Here is a 24,437-nt window from a genome sequence, read left to right as displayed (position 1 = left end):
GAAACCGCGCCATGCTCGCCCTCGGCAAACTGCTTGAACTGACCCTCGCCGGCCGTGAACCGGCGGAGAAGACTCAACTGACTGTCGAAGGCGTACGGATGCGCTGGTTGAGCGAGGGGGCGCTGGAGGTCAAGCCGCCCGAAGCCCGGGATAACGGCCTGGACCTGCTGCTCTCGGCCGGTATCCACGGCAACGAAACCGCCCCCATCGAATTGCTCGACCGCCTGCTTCACGACATTGCCCGTGGCGACCTGAAACCGCGGGCACGCATTCTGTTCCTGTTCGGCAACCCCGAGGCCATCCGGCGCGGTGAGCGTTTCGTCGAACAGGACGTCAACCGGCTGTTCAACGGTCGCCATGAGCTGAGTGGCGGTGCTGAAGCGCTGCGGGCCTGCGAGTTGGAGCGGCTGGCCGCCAGTTTCTTCAGTCGGCCTGAGCGCAGCCGCCTGCATTACGACCTGCACACCGCTATCCGCGGCTCGAAGATCGAGCAGTTCGCCCTTTACCCATGGAAGGAAGGCCGCGCGCATTCACGCCGTGAGCTGGCACGCTTGCGTGCCGCGGGCATGGAGGCGGTGTTGCTGCAGAACAAGCCGTCCATCGTCTTCAGTGCCTACACCTACGATCAGCTCGGCGCCGAGTCCTTCACCCTGGAGCTGGGCAAGGCCCGGCCATTCGGGCAGAACGACGGGGTCAACGTCAGCCTGCTGGAAACCCGCCTGCAACAGATCATCGAAGGCAACGAGCCTGAGCTGGACGAAGGGCTCGACGGCCTCCAACTGTTCAGCGTGGCGCGGGAAATCATCAAGCACAGCGACAGCTTCCGCCTGAACCTGCCGGCGGATATCGAGAACTTCTCCGAGCTTGAAAAAGGTTATGTGCTGGCCGAGGACATCGCCCAGACCCGCTGGGTGATCGAAGAGGAGGGCGCCCGGATCATCTTCCCGAACCCCAAAGTCAAGAATGGCTTACGGGCCGGGATCCTGATCGTACCGGCGACTGACGAAAACCTGGCCTAAAACCTACACCGAACCATTGTGGGAGCGAGCTTGCTCGCGATAGCGGTGTTCCAGTCAATGTTGCAGGTGACTGGAACACCGCTATCGCGAGCAAGCTCGCTCCCACAGGTTTTTTAGTGGTTTTAGACCGCTACCGCCCGCTGTTCACTGCGACGCAACGCCCGGGTCTTGTGCAAGGTATCGGCGCAAGTCTTCGCCGCTTCCTGGCCCTTGTGCACGAAATGCTCGAAGAAGAATTTCTGATGTTCTTCCCCCGCATGGAAATGATGCGGCGTGAGCACCACCGAGAACACCGGCACTTCGGTTTCCAGCTGCACCTGCATCAGGCCGCTGATGACCGATTGGGCGACGAACTCGTGACGGTAGATGCCCCCGTCCACCACCAGGCCGGCGGCGACGATGCCGGCGTAGCGGCCTGACTTGGCCAGCAGCTTGGCGTGCAGCGGAATCTCGAAGGCGCCGCCGACTTCGAAGAAGTCGATGTCGCTTTCCTGGTAACCCTGGATGATCATTTCGGCGACGAAGCCTTTACGGCTCTGGTCGACGATTTCCTTGTGCCAGCAGGCCTGGATGAACGCGACGCGCTCGCCCGGATGACTTTTGCTTTTGCTGTCGATTGCAGTGGGTTGCATGTTCTGGTTCCTGTTTGTGTGAAAAACAGGGCGTCATGAATCGAAGGGGATTCGAGGGTACGCCGCGTACAAGACAGTCGCAGTCGGCCCTTGGGTGCCAATCCCGTTCTCTCTTCATCCGGACTATGACCGTCGGCCCCGGGATCACACCGGGTCTGCTGACCTTGCCGCCACACCGCAAAAAGCGGTGTACCACCAAGCGCTCGCGGGCTATGCACGTTGCGTGCAATTACCGCCGGTGGGGAATTACACCCCGCCCTGAGAACGTTTTTGCCGCCATGGTTTTTGGCAGCGGAGGATTTTTAACACATAACCTACTGTGGGAGCGAGCTTGCTCGCGATAGCGCCATTGCAGCCAGCATCAAGGCAAGCTGAACCACCGCTATCGCGAGCAAGCTCGCTCCCACAGGAGTTCCGGTTAATCTTCAGGCTTTCCGTCGACCAGGCTTGATTATTCCTGCCCATGCCCGCAGTAATTGCCCTTCGAAAGGGAATTCCCCCACCAGAACCCGAGGCCAGATTCATGAGTGTTATCGATCTTCGCAGCGACACGGTCACCCAACCTACCGCCGGCATGCTGGATGCCATGGCCAGCGCGCCAACCGGCGATGATGTGTATGGCGAAGACCCGACCGTCAATCGCCTCGAAGCCGAACTGGCCGGGCGCCTGGGCTTTGCCGCGGCACTGTTCGTGCCGTCGGGCACCATGAGTAACCTGCTGGGGTTGATGGCCCACTGCGAGCGCGGCGATGAGTACATCGTCGGACAGCAGGCCCACACCTACAAATACGAGGGCGGCGGTGCGGCGGTACTCGGTTCGATCCAGCCTCAGCCCCTCGAGGTGCAGGCGGACGGTTCCCTGGACCTGGCGCATGTCGCCGCGGCGATCAAGCCCGATGACTTTCACTTTGCCCGCACCCGTCTGCTGGCCCTGGAAAACACCATGCAGGGCAAGGTGCTGCCTTTGGAATACCTGGCCCGGGCCCGGCGTTTCACTCAGGAGCATGGCCTGGCCCTGCACCTGGACGGGGCGCGACTGTACAACGCCGCGGTCAAGTTGAATGTCGATGCCCGGCAAATCACGCAACATTTCGATTCGGTATCGGTGTGCCTGTCCAAAGGTCTTGGCGCTCCGGTGGGCTCGGTCCTGTGCGGCAGCGTCGAGTTGATCGGCAAGGCCCGCCGGCTGCGCAAGATGGTCGGTGGCGGCATGCGCCAGGCCGGGATCCTCGCGGCGGCAGGGCTGTATGCCTTGGAACATCAGGTCCAGCGCCTGGCCGATGACCACGCCAATGCTCAGCGGCTTGCCGAGGGTTTGCGTGGTGCGGGGTACGAGGTCGAGCCGGTGCAAACCAACATGGTCTACGTGCAAATGGGCGAGCGGGCCGAGGCGATCAAGGCGTTTGCCGATGAGCGGGGCGTCAAGCTCAGCGCGGCGCCACGCCTGCGAATGGTGACGCACATGGACGTGAGCGCGGCGCAAATCGATCAGGTGATCGCCACTTTCGTCGAATTTTCTCGCCAATGACCCGCTAACCGGGGCAATTGACAGTTTCTATCGTATAAACACGCTGTACCCCACGCGCAGGGCCGATATAATGCGGCCCTTTGCCGTTGCTTCGTCTGTTGACGTTTTGCACAGGCCTTTGGCCGCAGCCTCCGTGGAAGAACCTAATGAAAAGCGCAGAAATCCGTGAAGCCTTCCTTCGCTTCTTCGAAGAGCAAGGCCACACCCGAGTAGCCTCCAGCTCTTTGATTCCGGGCAACGACCCGACCCTGCTGTTCACCAACGCGGGGATGAACCAGTTCAAGGACTGCTTCCTGGGCCAGGAAAAACGTGCCTACACCCGTGCGGTAAGTAGCCAGAAGTGCGTGCGTGCCGGTGGCAAGCACAACGACCTGGAAAACGTCGGCTATACCGCACGTCACCACACGTTCTTCGAAATGCTGGGTAACTTCAGCTTCGGTGACTATTTCAAGCGTGACGCCATCACCTTCGCCTGGACCTTCCTGACGTCCGACAAGTGGCTGAACCTGCCCAAGGAAAAGCTTTGGGTAACGGTCTACGCCACCGACGACGAAGCCTATGACATCTGGACCAAAGAGGTCGGTGTCCCGGCAGAGCGCATGGTGCGCATTGGCGACAACAAAGGCGCGCCATACGCCTCCGATAACTTCTGGACCATGGGCGACACCGGCCCATGTGGCCCTTGCACCGAGATCTTCTACGATCACGGCGCCGACATCTGGGGCGGCCCACCCGGCTCGCCGGAAGAGGACGGCGACCGCTACATCGAGATCTGGAACAACGTGTTCATGCAGTTCAACCGCACCGCCGATGGCGTGTTGCATCCGCTGCCAGCGCCGTCGGTGGACACCGGCATGGGCCTGGAGCGGATCAGTGCGGTGCTGCAGCATGTTCACTCCAACTACGAAATCGACCTGTTCCAGAGCCTGCTGAGCGCGTCGGCCAAGGCGATCGGTTGCACCAACGACAACCAGGCCTCGCTGAAAGTGGTCGCCGACCACATCCGTTCCTGCGGTTTCCTGATTGCCGACGGTGTGCTGCCTTCCAACGAAGGCCGTGGTTATGTGCTGCGCCGGATCATCCGTCGTGCCTGCCGTCACGGTAACAAGCTGGGCGCCAAGGGCAGCTTCTTCTATCAGATCGTCGCGGCATTGGCGGCCGAGATGGGCGACGCCTTCCCGGAGCTCAGGTCCCAGCAGGCGCATATCGAACGCGTGCTCAAGGCTGAAGAAGAGCAATTCGCCAAGACCCTGGAACAAGGCCTGAAGATCCTCGAGCAGGACCTGGCCGAGCTCAAGGGCAACGTGGTTCCGGGCGACGTGGTGTTCAAGCTGTACGACACCTATGGCTTCCCGATGGACCTGACCGGCGACATCGCCCGCGAACGCAACCTGACCCTCGATGAGGAAGGTTTCGAGCGCGAGATGGAAGCCCAGCGGGTGCGTGCGCGTTCCGCCAGCTCCTTTGGCATGGACTACAACAGTCTGGTCAAGGTAGACGTGGCCACCGAGTTCACCGGTTATGCCGGTACTACCGGCTCGGCCAAGATCGTTGCCATCTATAAGGACGGGCAATCGGTCGACATCCTGAGCGAAGGTCAGGAAGGCGTGATCGTGCTGGACAAGACCCCGTTCTACGCCGAGTCCGGCGGCCAGATCGGCGACAGCGGTTACCTGCAGGCGGGCAACTCGCGTTTCGACGTGCGTGACACCACCAAGACCGGCGGCGCGTTCCTGCACCACGGCGTGCTGGCGTCGGGCAGCCTGATGATCGCCGCCCCGGTGGCCGCCCATGTCGACGCCGAGGTGCGCCATGCCACCTCGCTGAACCACTCCGCCACCCATTTGCTGCACGCGGCGTTGCGCCAGGTGCTGGGCGAGCATGTCCAGCAGAAGGGCTCGTTGGTGGACAGTCAGCGCCTGCGCTTTGACTTCAGCCATTTCGAAGCCATCAAGCCTGAGCAACTCAAGGCGCTGGAAGAGATCGTCAACGCCGAGATTCGCAAGAACTCCCCGGTGGAAACCGAAGAGACCGACATCGAGACCGCCAAGCGCAAGGGCGCGATGGCGCTGTTCGGCGAGAAGTACGGCGACAGCGTGCGTGTGCTGAGCATGGGCGACTTCTCTGTTGAACTGTGCGGTGGCATCCACGCCAGCCGGACCGGCGACATCGGCCTGATGAAAATCATCAGTGAAGGTGGCGTGGCATCCGGTGTGCGCCGGATCGAAGCGGTCACCGGCGCCGCGGCCCTGGCGTACCTCAACGCGGCCGAAGAACAACTCAAGGAAGCGGCAACCCTGATCAAGGGCAGTCGCGACAACCTGATCGACAAGCTGTCGGCTGTGCTGGAGCGCAACCGCCTGCTGGAGAAGCAACTCGAGCAGTTGCAGGCCAAGGCCGCCAGCGCCGCGGGCGACGATCTGTCGGCCCAGGCGGTGGACGTCAAGGGCGTGAAGGTGCTGGCCGTGCGTCTGGACGGCCAGGATGGCAAGGCGCTGCTGGCGCTGGTCGATCAACTGAAAAACAAACTCGGCCGCGCAGTGATCCTGCTCGGCAGTGTCCATGAGGAAAAGGTCGTTCTCGTCGCAGGCGTGACCAAAGACCTGACTGGCCAACTCAAGGCCGGTGATTTGATGAAGCAGGCCGCTGCGGCAGTGGGCGGCAAGGGCGGTGGTCGTCCGGACATGGCGCAAGGCGGCGGTACCGACGTCGGCGCCCTGGACGCGGCACTGGCCCAGACCGTTGCATTCGTAGAGCAGGGTATTTAAGGCAGCGTCGCCGGGCTCGTGGTCTAGTGACGAGCCTGGCCGCTGTTTGAGTGATTTATTGGGCGCCCTTCATGGGCAGAGGCGGCTTTGAAATGGCTTTGATCGTACAGAAATTTGGAGGCACCTCGGTCGGCACTGTCGAGAGAATCGAACAAGTCGCCGACAAGGTTAAGAAATTCCGTGAAGCGGGCGATGACCTGGTGGTTGTGCTGTCGGCAATGAGCGGCGAGACCAACCGTCTGATCGATCTGGCCAAGCAAATCAGCGGCGACCAGCAACCGGTTCCCCGTGAGCTGGACGTGATCGTTTCCACTGGCGAGCAGGTGACCATCGCCTTGCTGGCCATGGCGCTGATCAAGCGTGGCGTGCCGGCGGTGTCCTACACCGGCAACCAGGTGCGTATCCTGACGGACAGCGCGCACAACAAAGCGCGTATTCTGCAGATCGACGACCAGAAGATTCGCGGCGACCTGAAGGCTGGCCGTGTCGTGGTTGTCGCCGGTTTCCAGGGCGTGGACGAGCAGGGCAATATCACCACCCTCGGCCGTGGCGGCTCCGACACCACGGGCGTAGCACTGGCGGCGGCTCTCAAGGCTGACGAATGCCAGATCTACACCGATGTGGACGGTGTCTACACCACCGACCCACGGGTGGTGCCTGTGGCCCAGCGCCTGGACAAGATCACGTTCGAAGAAATGCTGGAAATGGCCAGTCTCGGCTCGAAGGTGTTGCAGATCCGGGCGGTCGAATTCGCTGGCAAGTACAACGTTCCGCTGCGCGTTCTGCACAGCTTCAAAGAGGGTCCGGGCACCCTCATTACTATTGATGAAGAGGAATCCATGGAACAGCCGATCATTTCCGGCATCGCTTTCAACCGCGATGAGGCCAAGCTGACCATCCGTGGCGTGCCAGACACCCCCGGCGTGGCGTTCAAGATTCTCGGCCCGATCAGTGCCGCGAACATCGAAGTCGACATGATCGTGCAGAACGTCTCGCACGATAACACCACTGACTTCACCTTCACCGTGCACCGCAACGACTACCAGTCTGCCGAAGCGATTCTGAAAAAGACCGCTGGCGAGATCGGTGCCCGGGAAGTGGTGGGCGATACCAAGATCGCCAAGGTCTCGATCGTCGGTGTCGGCATGCGTTCCCACGCAGGCGTGGCCAGCCGCATGTTCGAATCCCTGGCCAAGGAAAGCATCAACATCCAGATGATCTCTACTTCGGAAATCAAGGTTTCCGTGGTGATCGAAGAGAAGTACCTGGAACTGGCCGTGCGCGCCCTGCACACGGCTTTCGAGCTCGACGCTGCTGCCCAGCAGGGCGAGTAAAGCGTTATCCAGAGGGCGCGGCTGGACCGCGCCCTCTGTTTTTCTGAATGGCGCGTCCCAAAACTGTTCTTTTGCCCGCGCTGGTCAATACTAGGCCTGTAGGCTTCGACCGTTTCGGTTGTAGGTCCAATGCCTTTTTTTTGCAGACTGTTGTCCCTTAAGTGAATTGCGTGAGGAGAAAGGTATGCTGATTCTGACTCGTCGGTGTGCAGAAAGCCTGATTATTGGCGATGGCGAAATCACCGTGACCGTGCTCGGCGTCAAAGGAAACCAAGTGCGTATCGGCGTCAACGCCCCGAAAGAGGTTGCTGTACACCGGGAGGAAATCTACCTGCGTATCAAGAAAGAGAAGGACGACGAACCAAGCCATTAATTTTTATCGATTTTTATGTTTGCAAACGGGGATGAAGGTGGTTAATATACGCCCCGTGTTGCGGAGAGCTGGCCGAGTGGCCGAAGGCGCTCCCCTGCTAAGGGAGTACACCTCAAAAGGGTGTCGGGGGTTCGAATCCCCCGTTCTCCGCCATTATTCGTTTAGTGCGTCAAAACCTGGCTTGATCAGTAAGTGATTGAAATTACTGAAAAAAAGCGCTTTACAAAAGAATTTGACGACCTATAATGCGCGGCAACAAATGCACTCGTAGCTCAGCTGGATAGAGTACTCGGCTACGAACCGAGCGGTCACAGGTTCGAATCCTGTCGAGTGCACCATTTAAGAGTTGTTTGCAGCAATGCAAATAACTTGGCTTCAACCAGTTGTGATCTGGTATAAAACCACAACTTGCACTCGTAGCTCAGCTGGATAGAGTACTCGGCTACGAACCGAGCGGTCACAGGTTCGAATCCTGTCGAGTGCACCAAACACCAAAAAGCCCGCGTTTAACGCGGGCTTTTTGCTGTCTACGATTTGCCTTTCACGCACCCTCTTTCATCGAACACGACCTCTGCGCTGCGACCTTTCTTCGCCTTGTAGGTATACCGTGTGCTCGAATTTCGAATCTTGATTGAGTCTGGCTTGCCCAGGGCGCTCTCGACGTCCTGTTGGCTCATGCCGACGACGATTCGTCGTTCCAGAATGGCATCGCGGCGTTGCCTGGCATCGATGAGGTTCCCGCAGCGGTCCTGGAACTGGCCGACCACGGTCGGCTCCTTGCGTGTGGTTTTGTTGCCGGATGTTTGCCAGCGCTCCGCTTCGGGCATCATCGCCTCGGTCGTCGGCTCGATCGAACCTGGGCTGTAGGGATGGATCTGCTGCAGTGACAGGGCTTCACCCGGGCTGCAACTCAAGGTGGTGAATGTCACGTGCCCCGCGATGCTTTCGCAGCGATGCACGGTTTGCTCGGCGGCCCACAAAGGCAGGCAGGGCAGGCTGGCGAGCAGGAACAGGTAGTGGTTGATGGGCATCCGGTCGTCCTCCTTGACGGTGCAGGAGAACAGGGTAGTCGCCGCATTTCTGTCGAGGCGTGTGTTTTCTTTTCCGGATAAGTCGTCGTAAAGCGCAAGGTTCAGCCTGCGTTCAGGTTTGTCTCGCAAGCGCTTGTTCTTGCCATGATTTTTTAGCGTTTTAAAGCGTCAAGCGGTGTATGATTGCGCCCGTCAGCCCCGCCGGGGCTTTGGAATATCTCCATGGACTTACCCAGTAGTTACTCAATATTTAGTTTTGCCAATCATGAATTAACTGATTGATCCTTCCGGCGTGCTCCACTGCTGGGAGTGGAGTTCGCCTATGACCCAAGTAGAAGTAAAAAAAACGCAGGAAAGCCTTCAGGATCGTCTCGCTCAAGTCGTTGAGCTGCTGCAGCGCCAGCGGGTTGTCGAAGAGCTGACGCATCGCCAGGAAGGCCCGAATCATGACCGGGTCGAGAACCTGGTCCATCGGCAGAATCTCGTCGAGCTGCAACGCAAGCTCGATGATCTGCACTCCGCCGACGTCGCCTATATTCTTGAAGCCTTGCCCCTGGAAGAGCGTCTGACGGTCTGGCAGTTGGTCAAGGCTGATCGAGACGGTGACATCCTGCTCGAAGTGTCGGACTCGGTTCGGGAAACCCTGATCGCCGACATGGATGATCACGAGTTGCTGGCGGCGGCCAAGGAAATGGACGCCGACGAACTCGCCGACCTTGCGCCCGAGCTGCCACGAGACGTCGTCCACGAACTGATGGAAGCCCTCGACGGCCAGCAACGTGAGCGTGTGCGCTCGGCGTTGTCCTATGACGAGGAGCAGGTCGGTGCGTTGATGGACTTCGAGATGGTGACGATCCGCGAGGATGTCAGCCTTGAAGTGGTCTTGCGCTACCTGCGTCGCCTCAAGGAACTGCCTGGTCATACCGACAAGCTTTTCGTGGTCGACTACGACGGCGTGCTCAAGGGCGTGCTGCCCATCAAGCGTTTGCTCGTCAACGACCCGGAAAAGCAGGTGGCCGAGGTCATGGCCAGCGATCCGGTAAGCTTCCACCCGGACGAAGACGCCTACGATGCGGCCCAGGCATTCGAACGTTATGACTTGATTTCTGCACCGGTGGTCGACAAGAACGGCAAGCTGATCGGCCGTCTGACCATCGATGAAATGGTCGACTTGATTCGTGAGGAAAGCGAAAGCGAAGTCCTCAACATGGCCGGTCTGCGCGAAGAAGAAGACATCTTCGCCTCGGTCTGGAAGTCCCTGCGTAACCGTTGGGCCTGGCTGGCGATCAACCTGATCACGGCGTTTGTCGCTTCCCGGGTCATCGGCCTGTTCGAAGGCTCCATCGAGAAGCTGGTGGCGCTGGCGGCGCTGATGCCCATCGTCGCCGGTATTGGCGGCAACTCCGGTAACCAGACCATCACCATGATCGTCCGTGCCATGGCGCTGGACCAGGTCAGCACCGGCAATACATCACGATTGATGCGCAAGGAACTGGCTGTCTCCTTGATCAACGGCGTGATTTGGGGTGGGGTGATTGGTGTCGTGGCTTACCTGCTTTATGGCAGCTGGTCGCTGGGGGTGGTCATGACGGCGGCAATGACGCTCAACCTGCTGCTGGCGGCATTGATGGGGGTCTTGATCCCCATGACCCTGGCCCGCATGGGGCGCGATCCTGCCATGGGTGCCAGCGTCATGATTACCGCTGTGACCGATAGCGGCGGGTTCTTCATTTTCCTGGGATTGGCGACGATTTTCCTGCTCTGATCGCTCATCGAGAAACCCGCCTGTTTGGCGTAAAAAATGTCCACTTAGAAAAAACGGCGCTTCTTTCAGAAAATGGGAAGCGCCGTTTTTTTGAGTTTCTTTCGATTGATGGGGCGCCGAGATCAAGCGTCCAAAGCAAGGCAGGTAGCAGGTCCAGCCGCTATGCAGCGGCACCACCGCTTTCGCGAGCAAGCCCGCTCCCACATGGGTCGTGGGTGTCCACGATATGTGTGCTGTCGTGCATTTCAGCTGAGCCAAACGCCAGGCAAAAAAAAGCCAGCACGAGGCTGGCTTGAGTGTTTTGGCTGTGATCAGGTCGCTTCTGCGGCCATCTCTACGTCATGGGCGATCAGCGAAACGAGAGCGTTCTGCTGACGATGGGAGAGTTGTCGGAAGCGTTGAAGCAGCTCGCGCTCATGCAAAGACAGCTCGGGGCTGTCCAGGCGCATGCTCAGCTCTTCACCCAGTGCGCCTTCCTGAATCAGGCTTTGCTCCAGGCGCGCAATGATTTCAGAGTTCATGCTGCGATGATGATTACGAGCCACCTCGGCAATGCGTTCCCGCATTCCGTCTGGCAGACGCACGACGAACTTGTCAGCCGTACGGCTGGAATAAATTGCCTTTGTCATTGGGCGCATATTTATTTAACCGGTTAGTTCAGGGGAGCGGTTCTCGGGATTGGCCGCAGGATGTCGATAGGACAAGCTCCACTGCCAAATGTTCAACCTGAATTGTTAAGAGGCCCGCATCATGCCTCAAAATTGCCAGATCATTGGCGCCAATTCTGTGACAAATTCTGATCCGGGTAAAGGCGTTATGCCAGCACCTTTCATCAAAAAATGCGGACTGGTTGGAAAAAAACAACAGGTTCGCATTTTGTGACCATCGGATCGTGTCGATGTGCCATACCGTCTGGCGGATAACGGAAATGGACCAAACACACTTGCCGTCCCTGTCTTGTACAGGATAGTGGCAAATGGCCGATTTACTAGGATAAACACGCCAGGGACAGATGAATGGCGGCACGGGGCCAGCCGCTGGGCGTTGTCAGCCTTCCAAGCAGTACCATTTGCCTACACTTAAAAAACAGCGACGACATGACAAAACCAGGGTAGGTCGTTAACATGCCGTCCCGCGCACCACGGTTCTTGTGGTCGACTTGTGTCTCAGTAGCTCAATTGGATAGAGCATCCCCCTCCTAAGGGGAAGGTTGGCAGTTCGAACCTGCCCTGGGACACCATTATAAACAGTGGGTTAGCGCACGTGCCGCTGACTTTTCCTGGTTGCATTGCCCTCTCCAAGTGAACGGCCCCGGTTCGAGCGCGTCGTTCATGCCTCGCACAGCGCCTCATTCCCCCAAGCTGTGACCAACTGCCCATTTTTACCCATTGGTATCGAACATATTTCGGTCACGGGAAACTTTCTCCCCACTCTGCTATCAGACCGTCTCGGTACGTTGTAGGACTTTTCCTTCGTTTCCGATGGATTACGTACCTCATTATTTATCTGTGTCAGTGCCAATGCCGCTTCCGGCTAGCCTGACTCACCGTGTCTTCGATTCAGGCCACAAGGATGTGACATGCAGCCAGCCGCACCCTGCCGAACGCGTAAACCGAGCAGCCCTCGCCGTTGTGGTGACGCCTCCCGTTCATCTGCACAAAACGCCAAGCGTCTCGCGCTGTGGTTGGTGGCGGCGGGGATGACGTGCGCGTGGAGCGCTGCGCAAGCGGCCGGGCCTGAAGACGAACTATTGCGCCAGCAAGAACGCGAGCGGGGGTTGAGGGAGCAACTGGAATCGCGGCCGGACGTGCGCCTGCAGGCGGCACCCGTGGATGAAGGTATCGAGCGCTTGCCTGCCAAGGAGACGCCTTGCTTTGCCATCAATGACATCCGCCTGATCGGCGAGGCGTCGGAAAAATTCCAGTGGGCGTTGCGCGCCGCCAATCCCAAGGATGATCCCGCCATCGGTCGTTGCCTCGGCGGCGGCGGGATCAACCTGACGATGAAACGTATGCAGAATGCGATCATCGAGGCCGGCTACGTCACCACCCGCGTACTCGCCGAAGCCCAGGACTTGAACAGTGGGGTGCTGGTGTTGACCCTGGTGCCAGGGCGCATTCGCGAGATTCGTTTCGAGGAGGGTACCAGCGCCCGCGCCAATGCCTGGAACGCGATGCCGGCCAATCCTGGCGATCTGCTCAACTTGCGCGACATCGAGCAGGCGCTGGAGAACTTCAAGCGCGTGCCGACCGCTGAGGCCGACATCAAGATCGCGCCAGCCCGTGCCGCCGACGCCAGACCCGGTGAGAGCGACGTGGTGATCGCCTGGAGCCAGCGGTTCCCCGCCCGGGTGAGCCTGTCGGTGGACAACTCGGGCAGCAAGAGCACGGGCAAATACCAGGGCAACGTATCGCTGTCCTTGGACAACCTGCTGTCGCTCAACGATTTGTTCTACGCCAGCGTCAACCATGACTTGGGCGGCGGCGAGTCCGGGCACCGCGGTTCCGATGGCAGCACGCTGCATTATTCGCTGCCGTTCGGCTACTGGCAGTTGGGGTTCACCACCAGCGAATACAACTACGAACAGTCTGTTGCCGGCGCTAACCAGACCTATCAGTACCGAGGCGAGAGTCGTAACAATGAGTTGCGTCTGTCACGCCTGCTGTACCGCGACGCCGTCCGCAAGACTACCGCTTGGGGCAGCCTGTGGACGCGCTCGTCGGAGAACTTCATCGACGACACCGAAATCGGCAACCAGAAACGCCGCATGGCCGGCTGGCAGTTGGGGTTGGACCATCGGGAGTTCATTGGCGCTTCGATTCTTGACCTGGGCGTTGCCTATCGTCGCGGCACCGGTGCCCACGACGCGCTCAGGGCACCTGAGGAAGATTTTGACGCTGGTACGTCACGCTCGCAAATCATCACCGCCGATGCTCAATTGCAGGTGCCGTTCCAGGTCGGCGATCAGCGCCTGCGCTACATCGGTGGCTGGCGCGCGCAATGGAACCGTACGCCGTTGGTGCCCCAGGATCGTTTCTCCATCGGCGGGCGCTACAGCGTGCGCGGCTTCGATGGTGAAAACATTCTTTCCGCCGACCGTGGCTGGACCCTGCGCAACGAAATCGGCCTGTCCCTGGGGCAGACCGGCCAGGAGCTCTACACCGGCATCGACTATGGCGAAGTCAGCGGCCAGTCCAGTGAGTTCCTGATCGGCCAGCGCCTGGCGGGGGCCGTGGTGGGTATACGCGGCGGTTACAAGGGCCTGTCCTATGACTGGTCGGTGGGTTCGCCGTTGAAGAAACCCGATGGTTTCGAGACGGCCAACGTGACCAGCGCGTTCACCGTCATCTGGTCATTCTGAGGTGATCCCATGCAGTTCGAGACGCTAGACATTATCGCTCCTGGCCTGATCGACGAACCCTGGAGCGAAGCCGCGGTGTTCGGCTCCGCCACTTGGTTGTGGATGCATTCCAAGGCCCATCGCGATGCGCCGTTGCACACCTTGCCGACGTTGTTGTTGCCGGCGCTCAAGCATCGCCAGTTCGTGCTCGGCTCCGAACACGGCAAGCCGGTGTTCTACCTGTCTTGGCTCAACCTCGACGAGGCGGCAGAGCAACGTTATCTGCGCCAATCGCCGCTGGCGCTGAGCCAAGAGGACTGGAACAGCGGCGAACGTCTCTGGCTCAACGATTGGGTCGCCCCCTTTGGCCACACGGCGGTATTGAGCCGCTTGTTGCAACGTCACCTTTTCATTGATCGCTGCGCCCGTGCCCTCTATCACCGAGGCGACGAGCGTGGCCTGCGGGTCAAGACATTCCAAGGGATCGGGGTCATCCCCGAACAGGCCCAGGCCTGGTTTGCCGCCCACCCGCTGGCAGTCGAAGCGTAACTCCAACCACTGGTCGTGCGGGCAGGCTCCGCAAATGGAATTGCTATGAACAAGCATCTGTACCGAATCGTTTTCAACAAGGCCCGCGGGCTGTTGATGGTCGTGGCCGAGAACGTCACCAGCCAGGTCAAGGCGCCGGGGACCCGCTCCGGGCCGACGACGGGCGCAGCGGCTTGCACGGCGACACTGGGGGCGTTGCGCTTTGCCGTGATGACAGCGATTGGCCTGGTGTCCTTGAGCGTGGCACCGACTTGGGCCGGCACCATCGTCGCTGACCCAGGCGCCCCGGCCGGTCAACGACCGACGGTGATACAAAGCGCCAATGGCACGCCGCAGGTGAATATCCGCGCGCCCAGCGCCGGCGGTGTCTCGCGCAACACCTACAACCAGTTCGATGTCGACAGCCGGGGGGTGATCCTCAACAACGGCACGGGCAACAGCCAGACGAAACTGGGCGGTTGGATCGAAGGCAACCCGATGTTGGGCAATGGCAGCGCGCGGGTCATCCTCAACGAAGTCAACTCCAGCAACCCCAGCCAATTGCGTGGTTACGTCGAGGTCGCCGGCCAGCGCGCCGAAGTGGTCATCGCCAACCCATCCGGCATCACTTGCAACGGTTGCGGCTTCATCAACGCCGACCGGGCCACCCTCAGCACCGGCCGGGCGCAGTTGGAGAACGGTCGCATCACGGGCTACACCGTGCAGGGCGGCGCGATTAATATCGAAGGCAAAGGCCTGGATGCCCGCGAGGCCGACTACACGGACCTGATTGCCCGTTCGGTGCAGGTCAACGCCGGGGTGTGGGCCAACGACTTGAAGGTCACCGCCGGACGTAATCAGGTCAATGCCGACAACACCCAGGCCACGCCGCTGCCAGGCGCCGAGGGAGAAAAACCCACCGTTGCCATCGACGTTGCCAAGCTCGGCGGCATGTATGCCGGGAAGATCATGCTGGTGGGCACGGAGTCTGGCGTGGGTGTGCGCAACGCCGGGCAGATCGGCGCCATGGCTGGCGAGGTGGTGATCAGCGCCGACGGCAAATTGCAAAACCAGGGCGCGATCAGCAGCGCAACGGCGACGCAAATCACTGCCGCCAGCGTTGACAACAGCGGCACGCTCTACGCCAAGGGCGACCTGAGGCTCGACAGCGTCGGTGACATCGACAACAGCGGCACCGTTGCCAGCCAGAACCACACCACGCTCACCGCCAAGACCATTCGCAGCACCAAGGCCTCGAGCCTGGCGGCGGGCGTTGGTGCGGACGGCAAGCTGGGCAAAAGCGGCAACCTCGCGCTGCGGGCCACCACGATCAATGCTCAAGGCCAGAACCTTGCTGGCGGCGATGTCGGCGTCGGGGCCGCTGACCTGGACCTGAGTGGCAGCCAGACCCTGGGCCGCAACGTCACTCTGACGGCCAGTTCCGGCGATGCCAACCTCAGTGGCAGCCAAGTCGATGCGACCCAGGTGCTGACCGCCAAAGCGGCCAAGACCCTGCGCACCGATGGGGCCAAAGTCAGCGCTGGCAACCTGCAATTGAGTGCGCGGGATGTGTCCAATGCCGGCGGTGAACTGGTGCAGACCGGCACCGCCGACACGTCGATCACCGCCGCCGCCACGCTCGACAACAACGGAGGCCGTATTGCCTCCAACGCCAGCAACCTGAAGCTTGGCGCCAATCGCCTCGACAACGGCAACGGCAAGGTCGAGCACGCAGGCAAAGGCACCCTGGACATCCAGGCCAACCAGTTGGCCGGTAGCAAAGGCACCCTGGCGAGCAACGGCAAGTTGAGCGTCAAGGCCAGTGAGGTGGTGGTCGATGACGGCCTGACCCAAGGCCAACAGATCACGCTCGACACCACGACCCTGTCCAACCAACGTGGACGCATTCTCCAGACCGGCGCACAACCGTTGCAGGTCACCGCCCGTGAACGCTTCGACAATCAGGCCGGGCAAGTCAGCGGTCCCGCAGCGGTGGTCTTGAAAGTCGGCACGTTGAACAACCAGGGCGGCAAAGTCCTCGCCACCGATAACGGTGCGTTGACCGTCACGGCCGACAAAGAGATCAATAACGGCGGCGGGACGCTGGCCGGCAGCGGTACGACAAAGATCAGCGGCGAGGCGCTGGATAACACCCAAGGCACGGTGAGTGCCGGCGGTGAGCTGGACGCGACGTTCGATCGCTTGAACAACATCGGTGGCACGCTGGCCGCGACCCAGCGCATGCAGATCATCGCCGGGCAATTGAACAACACCAACGGCGTGCTGGGCTCGGTGAAGTCCGGGTTGCTGGTCAGCGTCTCGGCGGATGCGCTGAACAACAGCGGCGGGCGCCTTGAAGCGCTGGGCGATATCACACTGTCGGCCCAAGGTTTGAATAACCAGAGCGGGGTGATCAGCGGCCAGGCCTTGGACCTGAACAGCCACGGCCTGCTGATGGACAACAGCCAGGGCACGTTGAATGCTGGTGCGACCCTCGACCTGCGCAGCGGTGAGTTACGCAACGCGGCGGGCCTGATCCAGGCCAAGGGCAAGCTGTTCATCGACACCGGCAGCCAGGCGCTGAACAACCTTCAGTCCGGCACCACCCAAGGCATCAGCGGCCAGGACGCGGTGGAAATCCACAGTGCCCATTTCAACAACAGCGCCGGTTTCCTCGGCGCCAAGGGCGCGCTGGTGCTCAAGGCCACCGACCTGACCAACGGCAGCGGCGGCCAGATCATTGGCCAGAAGAGCGTTCAAGTCGAAGGCGCCCGGGTGGATAACCGCGGCGGTCAGTTGCAGGGCCTCGGCGATGTTCAGTTGTCGCTGGGTGAGACGCTCAACAACCAGGGCGGGCTGGTGCGCAGCGCGGGCACCCTGGGCGTGACTGCCGACGTGCTCGACAACAGCGCCACCCAAGGTGCCAACCAGGGGCTCGAAGGTCGCGCCATGAGCCTGGCGCTCAACACCTTCGGCAACCAGGCCGGTGCCGTGCGCGCCGACCAAGGGTTGTCCATCGGCGTCAGCCAAGCGTTGGATAACCAGGGCGGCCTGATTTCCTCGGGGGCCGGCCTGACCATCACCGATCGCGATCCGGCGCAACGTCGCCAGTCGGTTAACAACCTCGACGGGACCTTGCTCGCCGGCAGCCTGTTGTCCCTCAACGCCGCCTATTACGCGGGCACCGGTCGGGCCCTGAGCCTGGGCGACCTGACGTTCAGCCTGCAAAGTGGCCTGGACCTGAGTGGACAGATCCAGGCCAATAACAAGGTTGACCTGAGCACCGATGGAGCTTTCAACAACAGCGGAAAACTGCTGGCAGGCAATCTCCTGCTGGTGCACTCGCAAACGCTGGACAACGCCGCCAACGGCGAGATCAGCGCCGGCCAGGTTCGCCTGAACATCAACGACAGCCTGACCAACCGTGGTCTGATCGACGGCCAGCAAGTGCGTGTGCAAGCGCTGTCGCTCAACAACCTGGGCACCGGGCGCCTGTACGGCGATCGATTGGCGATCGCCACCTCGGCACTGAGCAACCGCGATGAAAACGGTGTCGCCGCGACCATCGCCGCCCGCGAGTCACTGGACATTGGCACCGGCACCCTGGACAACCGCGAACGGGCGCTGATCTTCAGTGCCGGGGACCTCGCCATCGGCGGTGCGCTGAGCGCCACTGACAAGGCCCAGGACCGGGCCCAACTGCTGACCAATGCCAGCGCGACCATCGAGGCCCTCGGCAACCTGTCGCTCGATGTGCAAAGCGTGCGCAACACCAACGAACACTTCAGCACCCAACAGGTGGAAGTCAGCCGCACGGCCTTGCAGGAGTTCCAGCTCAGCGGTTCGCCGAACCGCTACCAGGGCGACCAGATTTCCCTGCGCAACGATGAGGTCCTTTACCTCTACACGCCTGAGGGGCGCAAAGACAACTGGAACCGCTACGACTACACCCGCGTGGTCCAGGAAACACAGATAGCCACCTCGGCTCCGGCGCAGATCCTCTCTGGCGGGACGATGCAGATCAACGCAGGCGATGTGCTCAACGACAAGAGCCGCATCATCGCCGGTGGGTTGTTGCAGGCCAACATTGCCAGCCTGACCAACACCGAATTGACCGGCCAGCGCACCACCACCGACAGTGGCACCGCTACGAATTTCTATCGCATCCAGCGCAAGGGCCGGGACCGTCAAGGAACAGCCGTCACGGCCTACACGCCTGCCCCCTTGATCCAGGACATCACCCTGCAACCGACCGTGTTCGCCCAGAACGCCGCTGGCAACGGGACCGGCACCCAGATCAGTGCCCGCGCCACACAGGGCGTCAGCGAGCAGATCGCCGCCACAGGCACGGTCAGCGCTCCGGTCGACAGGACCTATCAAGTGGCGCCCATCGTTCAGGTCGCGGCCCAAACCACCCTGAACGGCAAGGGCGTGGCCGAGCAGATCCGCAGCGGCGGGCCATCCCTGGCATTGCCGAACAACAGCCTGTTCAATACCAACCCCCAGAGCACCAGCCGCTACCTGGTCGAAACCGACCCGCGTTTTGCCAGCTATCGCACCTGGCTGTCGTCGGACTACATGTTGCAGCGCCTGCAAGTGGACCCGGCATTGACGCAACAACGTCTGGGCGACGGCTTCTATGAGCAGAAGCTGATTCGCGAGCAAGTGGCGCAACTCACCGGCCGGCGTTTCCTCGACGGCTACGCCAATGACGAAGCGCAATACCGTGCCCTGATCGACAACGCCGTGACCGTCGCCAGCCAGTGGCAACTGGTGCCCGGCGTGGCCCTGACCTCCGCGCAGATGGCCCAGTTGACCAGCGACATTGTCTGGCTGGTGCAGAAGCAGGTGACCCTGGCCAACGGTGACACCCGAAACGTGCTGGTGCCGCAAGTGTACGTACGGGTCCAGGAGGGCGACCTCAACGGCTCCGGCGCCCTGATTGCCGGGCAGCAGTTGAACCTGAACATCGCCGGCGACCTGGTCAACAGTGGCAGCCTCGCCGGGCGCAGCGTCATGGCGATCACCGCGCAGAACATCGAGAACCTTGGTGGGCGTATCCAGGCCGACAAGGCATCGCTCACCGCGCGGGAAAACCTCAACAACCTCGGCGGCCTGATCGGTGCCGTGGACAGCCTGTCGGTCAAGGCCGGGCAGGATATCAACGTCATCTCCAGCAGTCGGGACAGCAGCAGTGCCCAAGGCACCCGCACCAACCTGTCGCGGGTCGCCGGGCTGTTCGTCAGCGGCGCCCAGGGCACGATGGGCGTGAGCGCCGGCAACGACCTCAACCTCACCGGGGCCCAGGTGGTCAATGCCGGCAAGGGCGGCAGCACGTTGCTGGAGGCAGGCAAGAACATCAACATGGCCACCGTGGGCGAAGCGCACGAGCAAGGGCTGACCTGGAACAGCAGCAACTGGCGCAAGGACGCCAGCCGGACCGAAGTCGGTTCCCTGGTCCAAGGGCAGGGCGACGTGCGCTTGAGCGCGGGCCAGGACCTCAACGCCCGCGCCGCCCGTGTCACCAGCGAGCAAGGCGCGGTATTCGCCGAGGCCAAGCGCGACGTCAACCTGACCGCCGGCCAGAACTACCAGTTCGCCGATGAAGCGCACAAGGTCAAAGGCAGCAACGGGATGTTCTCCAGCAAGACCACCACCACCCGTGACACGATCAGCCAGACCTCCGTCGAAGGTTCCACCCTGAGCGGCGAGCAGACCTATGTCCAGGCCGGTCGCGACATCAACCTCAAGGGCAGCAACGTGGTGTCCACGACCCAGACGGTTCTGGTGGCGGACAACAACGTCAACATCGAAGCCGACACCGCCAGCAGCAGCGAGCGCCACGACAAGTCCGTGAAGAAAAGCGGCCTGTTCAGCGGCGGTGGCATCGCCGTCACCCTGGGGACCCAGCAACAGAGCGTCAAGGACCTCACCACCGAGCACACGGCTGCGGCCAGCACCGTCGGCTCGACCGCCGGCGATGTGTTGATCGAAGCCGGCAAGGGCTATCGCCAGGTGGGCAGCCAGGTGTCGGCGCCACAAGGCAACATCGACGTCACGGCGCAGACCATCGACGTCGTCGAGGCGCGCAACACCCGCGAACGCGAGCGTGAAACCCTGTTCAAGCAGACCGGGTTCACCCTCACCGTGACCAACCCGGTGATCAGCGCGATCCAGACGTCCCAGCAAATGAAACAGGCCTCGGAAAAAACCGACGACGGGCGCATGAAGGCCCTGGCCGCCGCCACCGCCGTGCTGGCCGCCAACAACGCAGCGACCGCCGTGGCGATGGACCCGGGGTCGGCCGGCGGGATCAACATCAGCCTGTCGCTGGGCACCAAGAAGAACGAAAGCACGACCACTTACACCAGCGACAGCGCGGCCGGCTCGACCATGACCGCCGGCAATGACATCCGCCTGCGCGCCACGGGCGCCGGGGCCGCCAGCAACATCACCGTGCAAGGCAGCGAGATCAAGGCCGGACGCAACGCCAGCCTGCTGGCGGACGGTGACATCAACCTGCTCGCCGCGCGCAATACCGACAAGCAGGAAACCGACAGCAAAGGCAGCAGCGCGAGCATCGGCATCGGCTTTTCCCTGGGTGGCACCCGCAACGGTTTCACCCTGGACCTGGGGGCATCCGGCAGTCGCGGCCAGGCGGATGGCGATGGACTCACCCACACCAATACCCACGTCCAGGCCGGCAACCAGTTGCTGCTGGCCTCCGGCGGCGACACCAACCTCAAAGGCGCGGTGGCCAGCGGCAAACAGGTCTTGGCCGACATCGGCGGCGACCTGAACATCGAAAGCCTGCAAGACACCAACACCTATGTGGTCGATGAGAAGAGCCTGGGCGTTGGCATCAGCCTGTGCATTCCGCCGTTCTGCTACGGCATGAGTTCGGTCAGCGGTGCCAGTGGCAGCTTCGGTGCCACGGATATTGATTCCAACTACGCCAGCGTGACCGAGCAATCGGGCATCAAGGCCGGGGATGACGGCTTCGACATTCGCGTAGGTGGCAACACCGATCTGGTTGGTGGCGTCATCGCCAGCAGCGACAAGGCGGTGCAGGACGGCAAGAACCGCTTGGTCACCGCCAGCCTCACCAGCCGCGACATCAAGAACAAGGCCGAGTACGACGCCAGCACCGTCAGCGTCGGTGGCGGCTATCGCGAAGTCGGCAAGGACCAGCAGGGCAACGCCACCAGCGGCGGCACGAAAACCCCTGGCACCGACTTGCCGAAGAACGATAACGACCTCAGCGCCACCATGCCGATTGCCATCAGTGCCAGCGACGACGCCAGCAGCGTCACCCGCAGCGGCATCAGTGGCGGCACCATCGTCATCAGCAACGACGCCGAGCAACAGAAGCGCACCGGCAAGAATGGCGAGCAAACCGTCGCCAGCCTCAACCGCGATGTCTCCAGCGACCGCGACACCACCAACACGCTCAAGCCGATCTTCGACGAAGACGAAATCCGTGCCGGTTTCGAGATCGTCGGAGCGTTCGCCAACGAGGCCAGCACCTTGCTCGCCAACAAGGCCAAGGAAGTCGACCTCAAGCGCAAACAGGCCGAGGCGGCTCAGGCAGCGGCCCTGGACCCCAACGCCCAACTCACCGACACCGAACGCCTGGCGCTGCTCGGCAACGCTCAGCGCCTCAATGCCGAAGCCAGCGGTATCGCCGACAAGTGGGGCGCGGGCGGTACCTACCGGCAGATCACCACCGCCTTGGTGGGCGCGGCCAGCGGCAACATCAGTGGCGGCAACAGCGCGTTCGTCCAAGGACTGGTGGTCAATTACGTGCAACAGCAGGGCGCCGGCTACATCGGCGACCTGGTGGCGGACGGCAAGCTCACCGAAGGCTCGCCGCTGCACGCCGCCCTGCACGGCATCGTCGCCTGCGCGGGTGCCGCCGCCAGCAGCCAGAGCTGTGGCAGCGGCGCCGCGGGCGCGGCGGCATCGAGCCTGCTCACCGGCCTGTTCTCCGAAGCCAGCCCCGATGAAAGCGAATCCCAGCGTGAAGCCAAGCGCAACCTGATTGTCAGCATTGTCACTGGGCTGGCGGCTACCAGCTCCTCGCTGGACCCGGCCACTGCCACCAGCGCGGCCGGCGCCGCGGTGGACAACAACTGGCTGGCGACCCAGCAATTGGTCCAGGCCGAGAAGGAATACAGCGAGGCCGATGGGCTGCTGGCGAAGGCGCAAGTGATCGCCAAATGGGGGTACATCAACCAGAAGCAAGACGTACTGACCCGCTTCGGCGTGGGCAAGGGCCTGGTGCAGGCGGGCTGGAGCGACGTCGAGGGGCTGGCGCAATTCCTCCTCCATCCGGTTGACGGAATCAACGGCCTCAAAGCCCTGATCAACGACCCCGAGGCCCGCAAGCAGTTCGGCGATGGCGTGGTCAACGAACTCAACGCCAAACTCGACCGTGTGAAAGACGCACTGGAAAACGGTGGTGATGATCGCGCCGTGCAACTGGGCCAGGATATTGGCGAGCTCGTCTGGCAGGTTGGCAGTATTGCTACGGGGGTTGGCGGGGCGGCGAAAGGTGGCGTGGCGCTGGCGAAAGCCGGAATCAAGGTGGGGGCGGAAGGGCTTGAGGCGATGGCCGGCCTGGCCAAGTTCGATAAGCTGGTGGCCCGTGGCGGGCAGTTCAACCCTAACGGTACCCCTCTGATGGATTTCCGGGCTCTTACCAACGCACAAAAGAGCATCGTGGGCGATGTCATGGGCGGCGAGCGGATCAAGTCACTGGTGCCGGGCGCCGAGAAAATTGGTCGGGCGCCGGATATTGGTCAAACCGGTATTGATGATTTGTACAAGGTCGACAAGCCGGGTGTTGATTACCTTGTCGTGGAATACAAGTTTGGCTCGTCTACGTTGAAACCGACCAAGGATGGTTTGCAGATGAGTGATAGCTGGTTACAGGGGACTGCCACAAATTATGATCGTATTTTGGAGTCGGTCAGTGGCAACCGGAAAATGGCTGACAGCATTAGGGATGCATTACAGACCGGCCGGGTTGAAAAGTGGCTGGTTCATACGGACCCCTTCGGAAACGTTACTGTAGGTGTTCTGGATAAAGGTGGGAAGTTCACGGCCGATCCGGTTGCTGCATCCAAACTGTTGGGAGGGATTAAATGATTCGAGCGCCACTGGGAGATTCCCGCTATTGGTCGGAATGGGTTGCGTATGGTGACGAACGTATTGCCAAAACGTTGGAGACCGCGCGTTCCCCTGCGGGCGATCCCGACTACGCGCCACAGTATGTCTACACCATCGCCCAGGACCACTGGCACCAGATGCTAAGTCGCTACTCTGCCGGATGCCCTGTCGCTGAACTGCCGCGTTATTTCCCTGGGCTACTGGATGCCTGGGAAGAGGCAGAACGCCTGGGCGCGCCGGTCTGGACCCCGGAGCAGCAGTTCACCCGTCACAGCTGGCGCGTCAACTACGATCATTACATCGTCTGCTTCTGGCTGGTCGGCCTGGGGTTGGCATTGGACATTCCAGATGATCAATGGCGAAGGCTGCTAGTCCTTATCGGCAACGAAGGCGAGGACGTGCTGCTCGACCGGATCATCGCGAGTCGCAGTCCCGAGCGTAAAGTGGGGGCCGCTCTTCTTTACCCCAAACCCTATGGCCGATTGCTGGCGGCAGTGGATGCGCCGGTGGATACGCAAGCTTCAAAGCTGGAGGCTTTTGTCAGTCACTGGTATCAGGAAATACGCACCGGGGCGAAGTCCGGTTCCGATCCCCAGGCGGTCAGTTACAAGCATCCCTACTGGTACACCTACGGTGACGTGAACTTTGAAGGCGGCGCGTATTTCGGTCGCTGGTGCGTGGAAGCCGTGGCGGCGGTGAAGGCTTTTGGGTTGGATGATTCACAGTGCCTGGGGCTTGAACATTATCCAGGGGATTTATTGAGGCCCGACGGCCCGAGTACACACCCGCTCAGGCAGGACGTTGAAGCGTCTACTGCGGTGGTTGTTGAGAATAAGGTTGGTTTTTGGTCGAAGTTGTTGGGGCGTCGTTAGCGGTTTCGAGCAGGTTTACAGGCCCCTTTTTTCAGTTAAGCAATGACATGCGGAAGGAGGCCGGGGGCAGATGCCT

General features: G+C 61.3%; 13 protein-coding genes, 4 tRNA genes and 1 riboswitch. Of the genes, 14 read left to right on the top strand and 3 right to left on the bottom strand.

Annotated elements, in window-relative coordinates; all coding sequences use genetic code 11:
- The first annotated feature begins 11 nt into the window (after nucleotides 1-11).
- Nucleotides 12-1,019: a succinylglutamate desuccinylase gene (astE, locus tag AB7M32_RS26110; RefSeq protein ID WP_072408600.1), complete on the top strand. Its 1,008-nt coding sequence runs from the start codon at nucleotides 12-14 to the stop codon at nucleotides 1,017-1,019.
- 122 nt (nucleotides 1,020-1,141) lie between these two features.
- Here the strand turns inward: astE and AB7M32_RS26105 are convergent, their stop codons facing one another.
- Nucleotides 1,142-1,651: a 6,7-dimethyl-8-ribityllumazine synthase gene (locus AB7M32_RS26105; protein WP_024618891.1), complete on the bottom strand. Its 510-nt coding sequence runs from the start codon at nucleotides 1,649-1,651 to the stop codon at nucleotides 1,142-1,144.
- A 101-nt stretch (nucleotides 1,652-1,752) separates the two neighbouring features.
- Nucleotides 1,753-1,921, bottom strand: a riboswitch (FMN riboswitch).
- Nucleotides 1,922-2,174: 253 nt separating this feature from the next.
- Between AB7M32_RS26105 and ltaE the strand changes: the two genes are divergently transcribed.
- From ltaE to AB7M32_RS26070, 7 genes are all read left to right on the top strand, one after another.
- Entirely contained in the window at nucleotides 2,175-3,179 is a 1,005-nt protein-coding gene (gene ltaE, locus AB7M32_RS26100; protein ID WP_158456125.1) for a low-specificity L-threonine aldolase, read from the top strand.
- A 146-nt stretch (nucleotides 3,180-3,325) separates the two neighbouring features.
- Nucleotides 3,326-5,947, top strand: a complete 2,622-nt coding sequence (alaS, locus tag AB7M32_RS26095; protein WP_454251820.1) for an alanine--tRNA ligase — start codon at nucleotides 3,326-3,328, stop codon at nucleotides 5,945-5,947.
- A gap of 92 nt (nucleotides 5,948-6,039) precedes the next feature.
- Nucleotides 6,040-7,281 (top strand): aspartate kinase, encoded by a 1,242-nt coding sequence (locus AB7M32_RS26090; protein WP_060741016.1) that lies wholly within the window; start codon nucleotides 6,040-6,042, stop codon nucleotides 7,279-7,281.
- Nucleotides 7,282-7,465: 184 nt separating this feature from the next.
- Complete coding sequence (gene csrA / locus AB7M32_RS26085) at nucleotides 7,466-7,654, top strand: carbon storage regulator CsrA (RefSeq protein WP_003178872.1); 189 nt, start codon at nucleotides 7,466-7,468, stop codon at nucleotides 7,652-7,654.
- A gap of 62 nt (nucleotides 7,655-7,716) precedes the next feature.
- Nucleotides 7,717-7,807: transfer RNA gene (locus AB7M32_RS26080), tRNA-Ser, on the top strand.
- A 108-nt stretch (nucleotides 7,808-7,915) separates the two neighbouring features.
- Nucleotides 7,916-7,992: transfer RNA gene (locus tag AB7M32_RS26075), tRNA-Arg, on the top strand.
- Between the two features lie 72 nt (nucleotides 7,993-8,064).
- Nucleotides 8,065-8,141 (top strand) — tRNA-Arg (locus AB7M32_RS26070).
- A 40-nt stretch (nucleotides 8,142-8,181) separates the two neighbouring features.
- On the opposite strand, the gene AB7M32_RS26065 is transcribed toward AB7M32_RS26070, so the two are convergent.
- Nucleotides 8,182-8,685, bottom strand: a complete 504-nt coding sequence (locus tag AB7M32_RS26065; protein ID WP_454252203.1) for a cell envelope protein SmpA — start codon at nucleotides 8,683-8,685, stop codon at nucleotides 8,182-8,184.
- 322 nt (nucleotides 8,686-9,007) lie between these two features.
- On the opposite strand from AB7M32_RS26065, the gene mgtE reads away from it, so the two are divergent.
- Nucleotides 9,008-10,450, top strand: a complete 1,443-nt coding sequence (gene mgtE, locus AB7M32_RS26060; RefSeq protein WP_072412261.1) for a magnesium transporter — start codon at nucleotides 9,008-9,010, stop codon at nucleotides 10,448-10,450.
- 311 nt (nucleotides 10,451-10,761) lie between these two features.
- Here the strand turns inward: mgtE and AB7M32_RS26055 are convergent, their stop codons facing one another.
- The gene (locus AB7M32_RS26055; RefSeq protein ID WP_060741019.1) at nucleotides 10,762-11,088 is read right to left on the bottom strand and encodes an Arc family DNA-binding protein; all 327 of its coding nucleotides are present in this window, start codon (nucleotides 11,086-11,088) and stop codon (nucleotides 10,762-10,764) included.
- 525 nt (nucleotides 11,089-11,613) lie between these two features.
- On the opposite strand from AB7M32_RS26055, the gene AB7M32_RS26050 reads away from it, so the two are divergent.
- From AB7M32_RS26050 to AB7M32_RS26030, 5 genes are all read left to right on the top strand, one after another.
- Nucleotides 11,614-11,690, top strand: a tRNA-Arg gene (locus AB7M32_RS26050).
- A 459-nt stretch (nucleotides 11,691-12,149) separates the two neighbouring features.
- A complete protein-coding gene (locus AB7M32_RS26045) occupies nucleotides 12,150-13,811 on the top strand; it encodes a ShlB/FhaC/HecB family hemolysin secretion/activation protein (protein ID WP_454251819.1) in 1,662 nt (553 codons plus the stop codon).
- A gap of 9 nt (nucleotides 13,812-13,820) precedes the next feature.
- Nucleotides 13,821-14,339, top strand: coding sequence for a toxin-activating lysine-acyltransferase (locus AB7M32_RS26040; protein ID WP_060741021.1), 519 nt, complete (start codon nucleotides 13,821-13,823; stop codon nucleotides 14,337-14,339).
- Nucleotides 14,340-14,384: 45 nt separating this feature from the next.
- The gene (locus tag AB7M32_RS26035; protein WP_454251818.1) at nucleotides 14,385-23,468 is read left to right on the top strand and encodes a two-partner secretion domain-containing protein; all 9,084 of its coding nucleotides are present in this window, start codon (nucleotides 14,385-14,387) and stop codon (nucleotides 23,466-23,468) included.
- Nucleotides 23,465-24,361 (top strand): PoNe immunity protein domain-containing protein, encoded by an 897-nt coding sequence (locus AB7M32_RS26030; RefSeq protein WP_454251817.1) that lies wholly within the window; start codon nucleotides 23,465-23,467, stop codon nucleotides 24,359-24,361. Before AB7M32_RS26035 ends, AB7M32_RS26030 begins: the two co-directional genes overlap by 4 nt.
- Nucleotides 24,362-24,437 lie beyond the last annotated feature (76 nt).

This window comes from Pseudomonas sp. R151218B TE3479 (assembly GCF_053629195.1).
The sequence above is the reverse complement of the archived record's forward strand: the minus strand, read 5'-3'. Positions and strand labels throughout refer to the sequence as shown.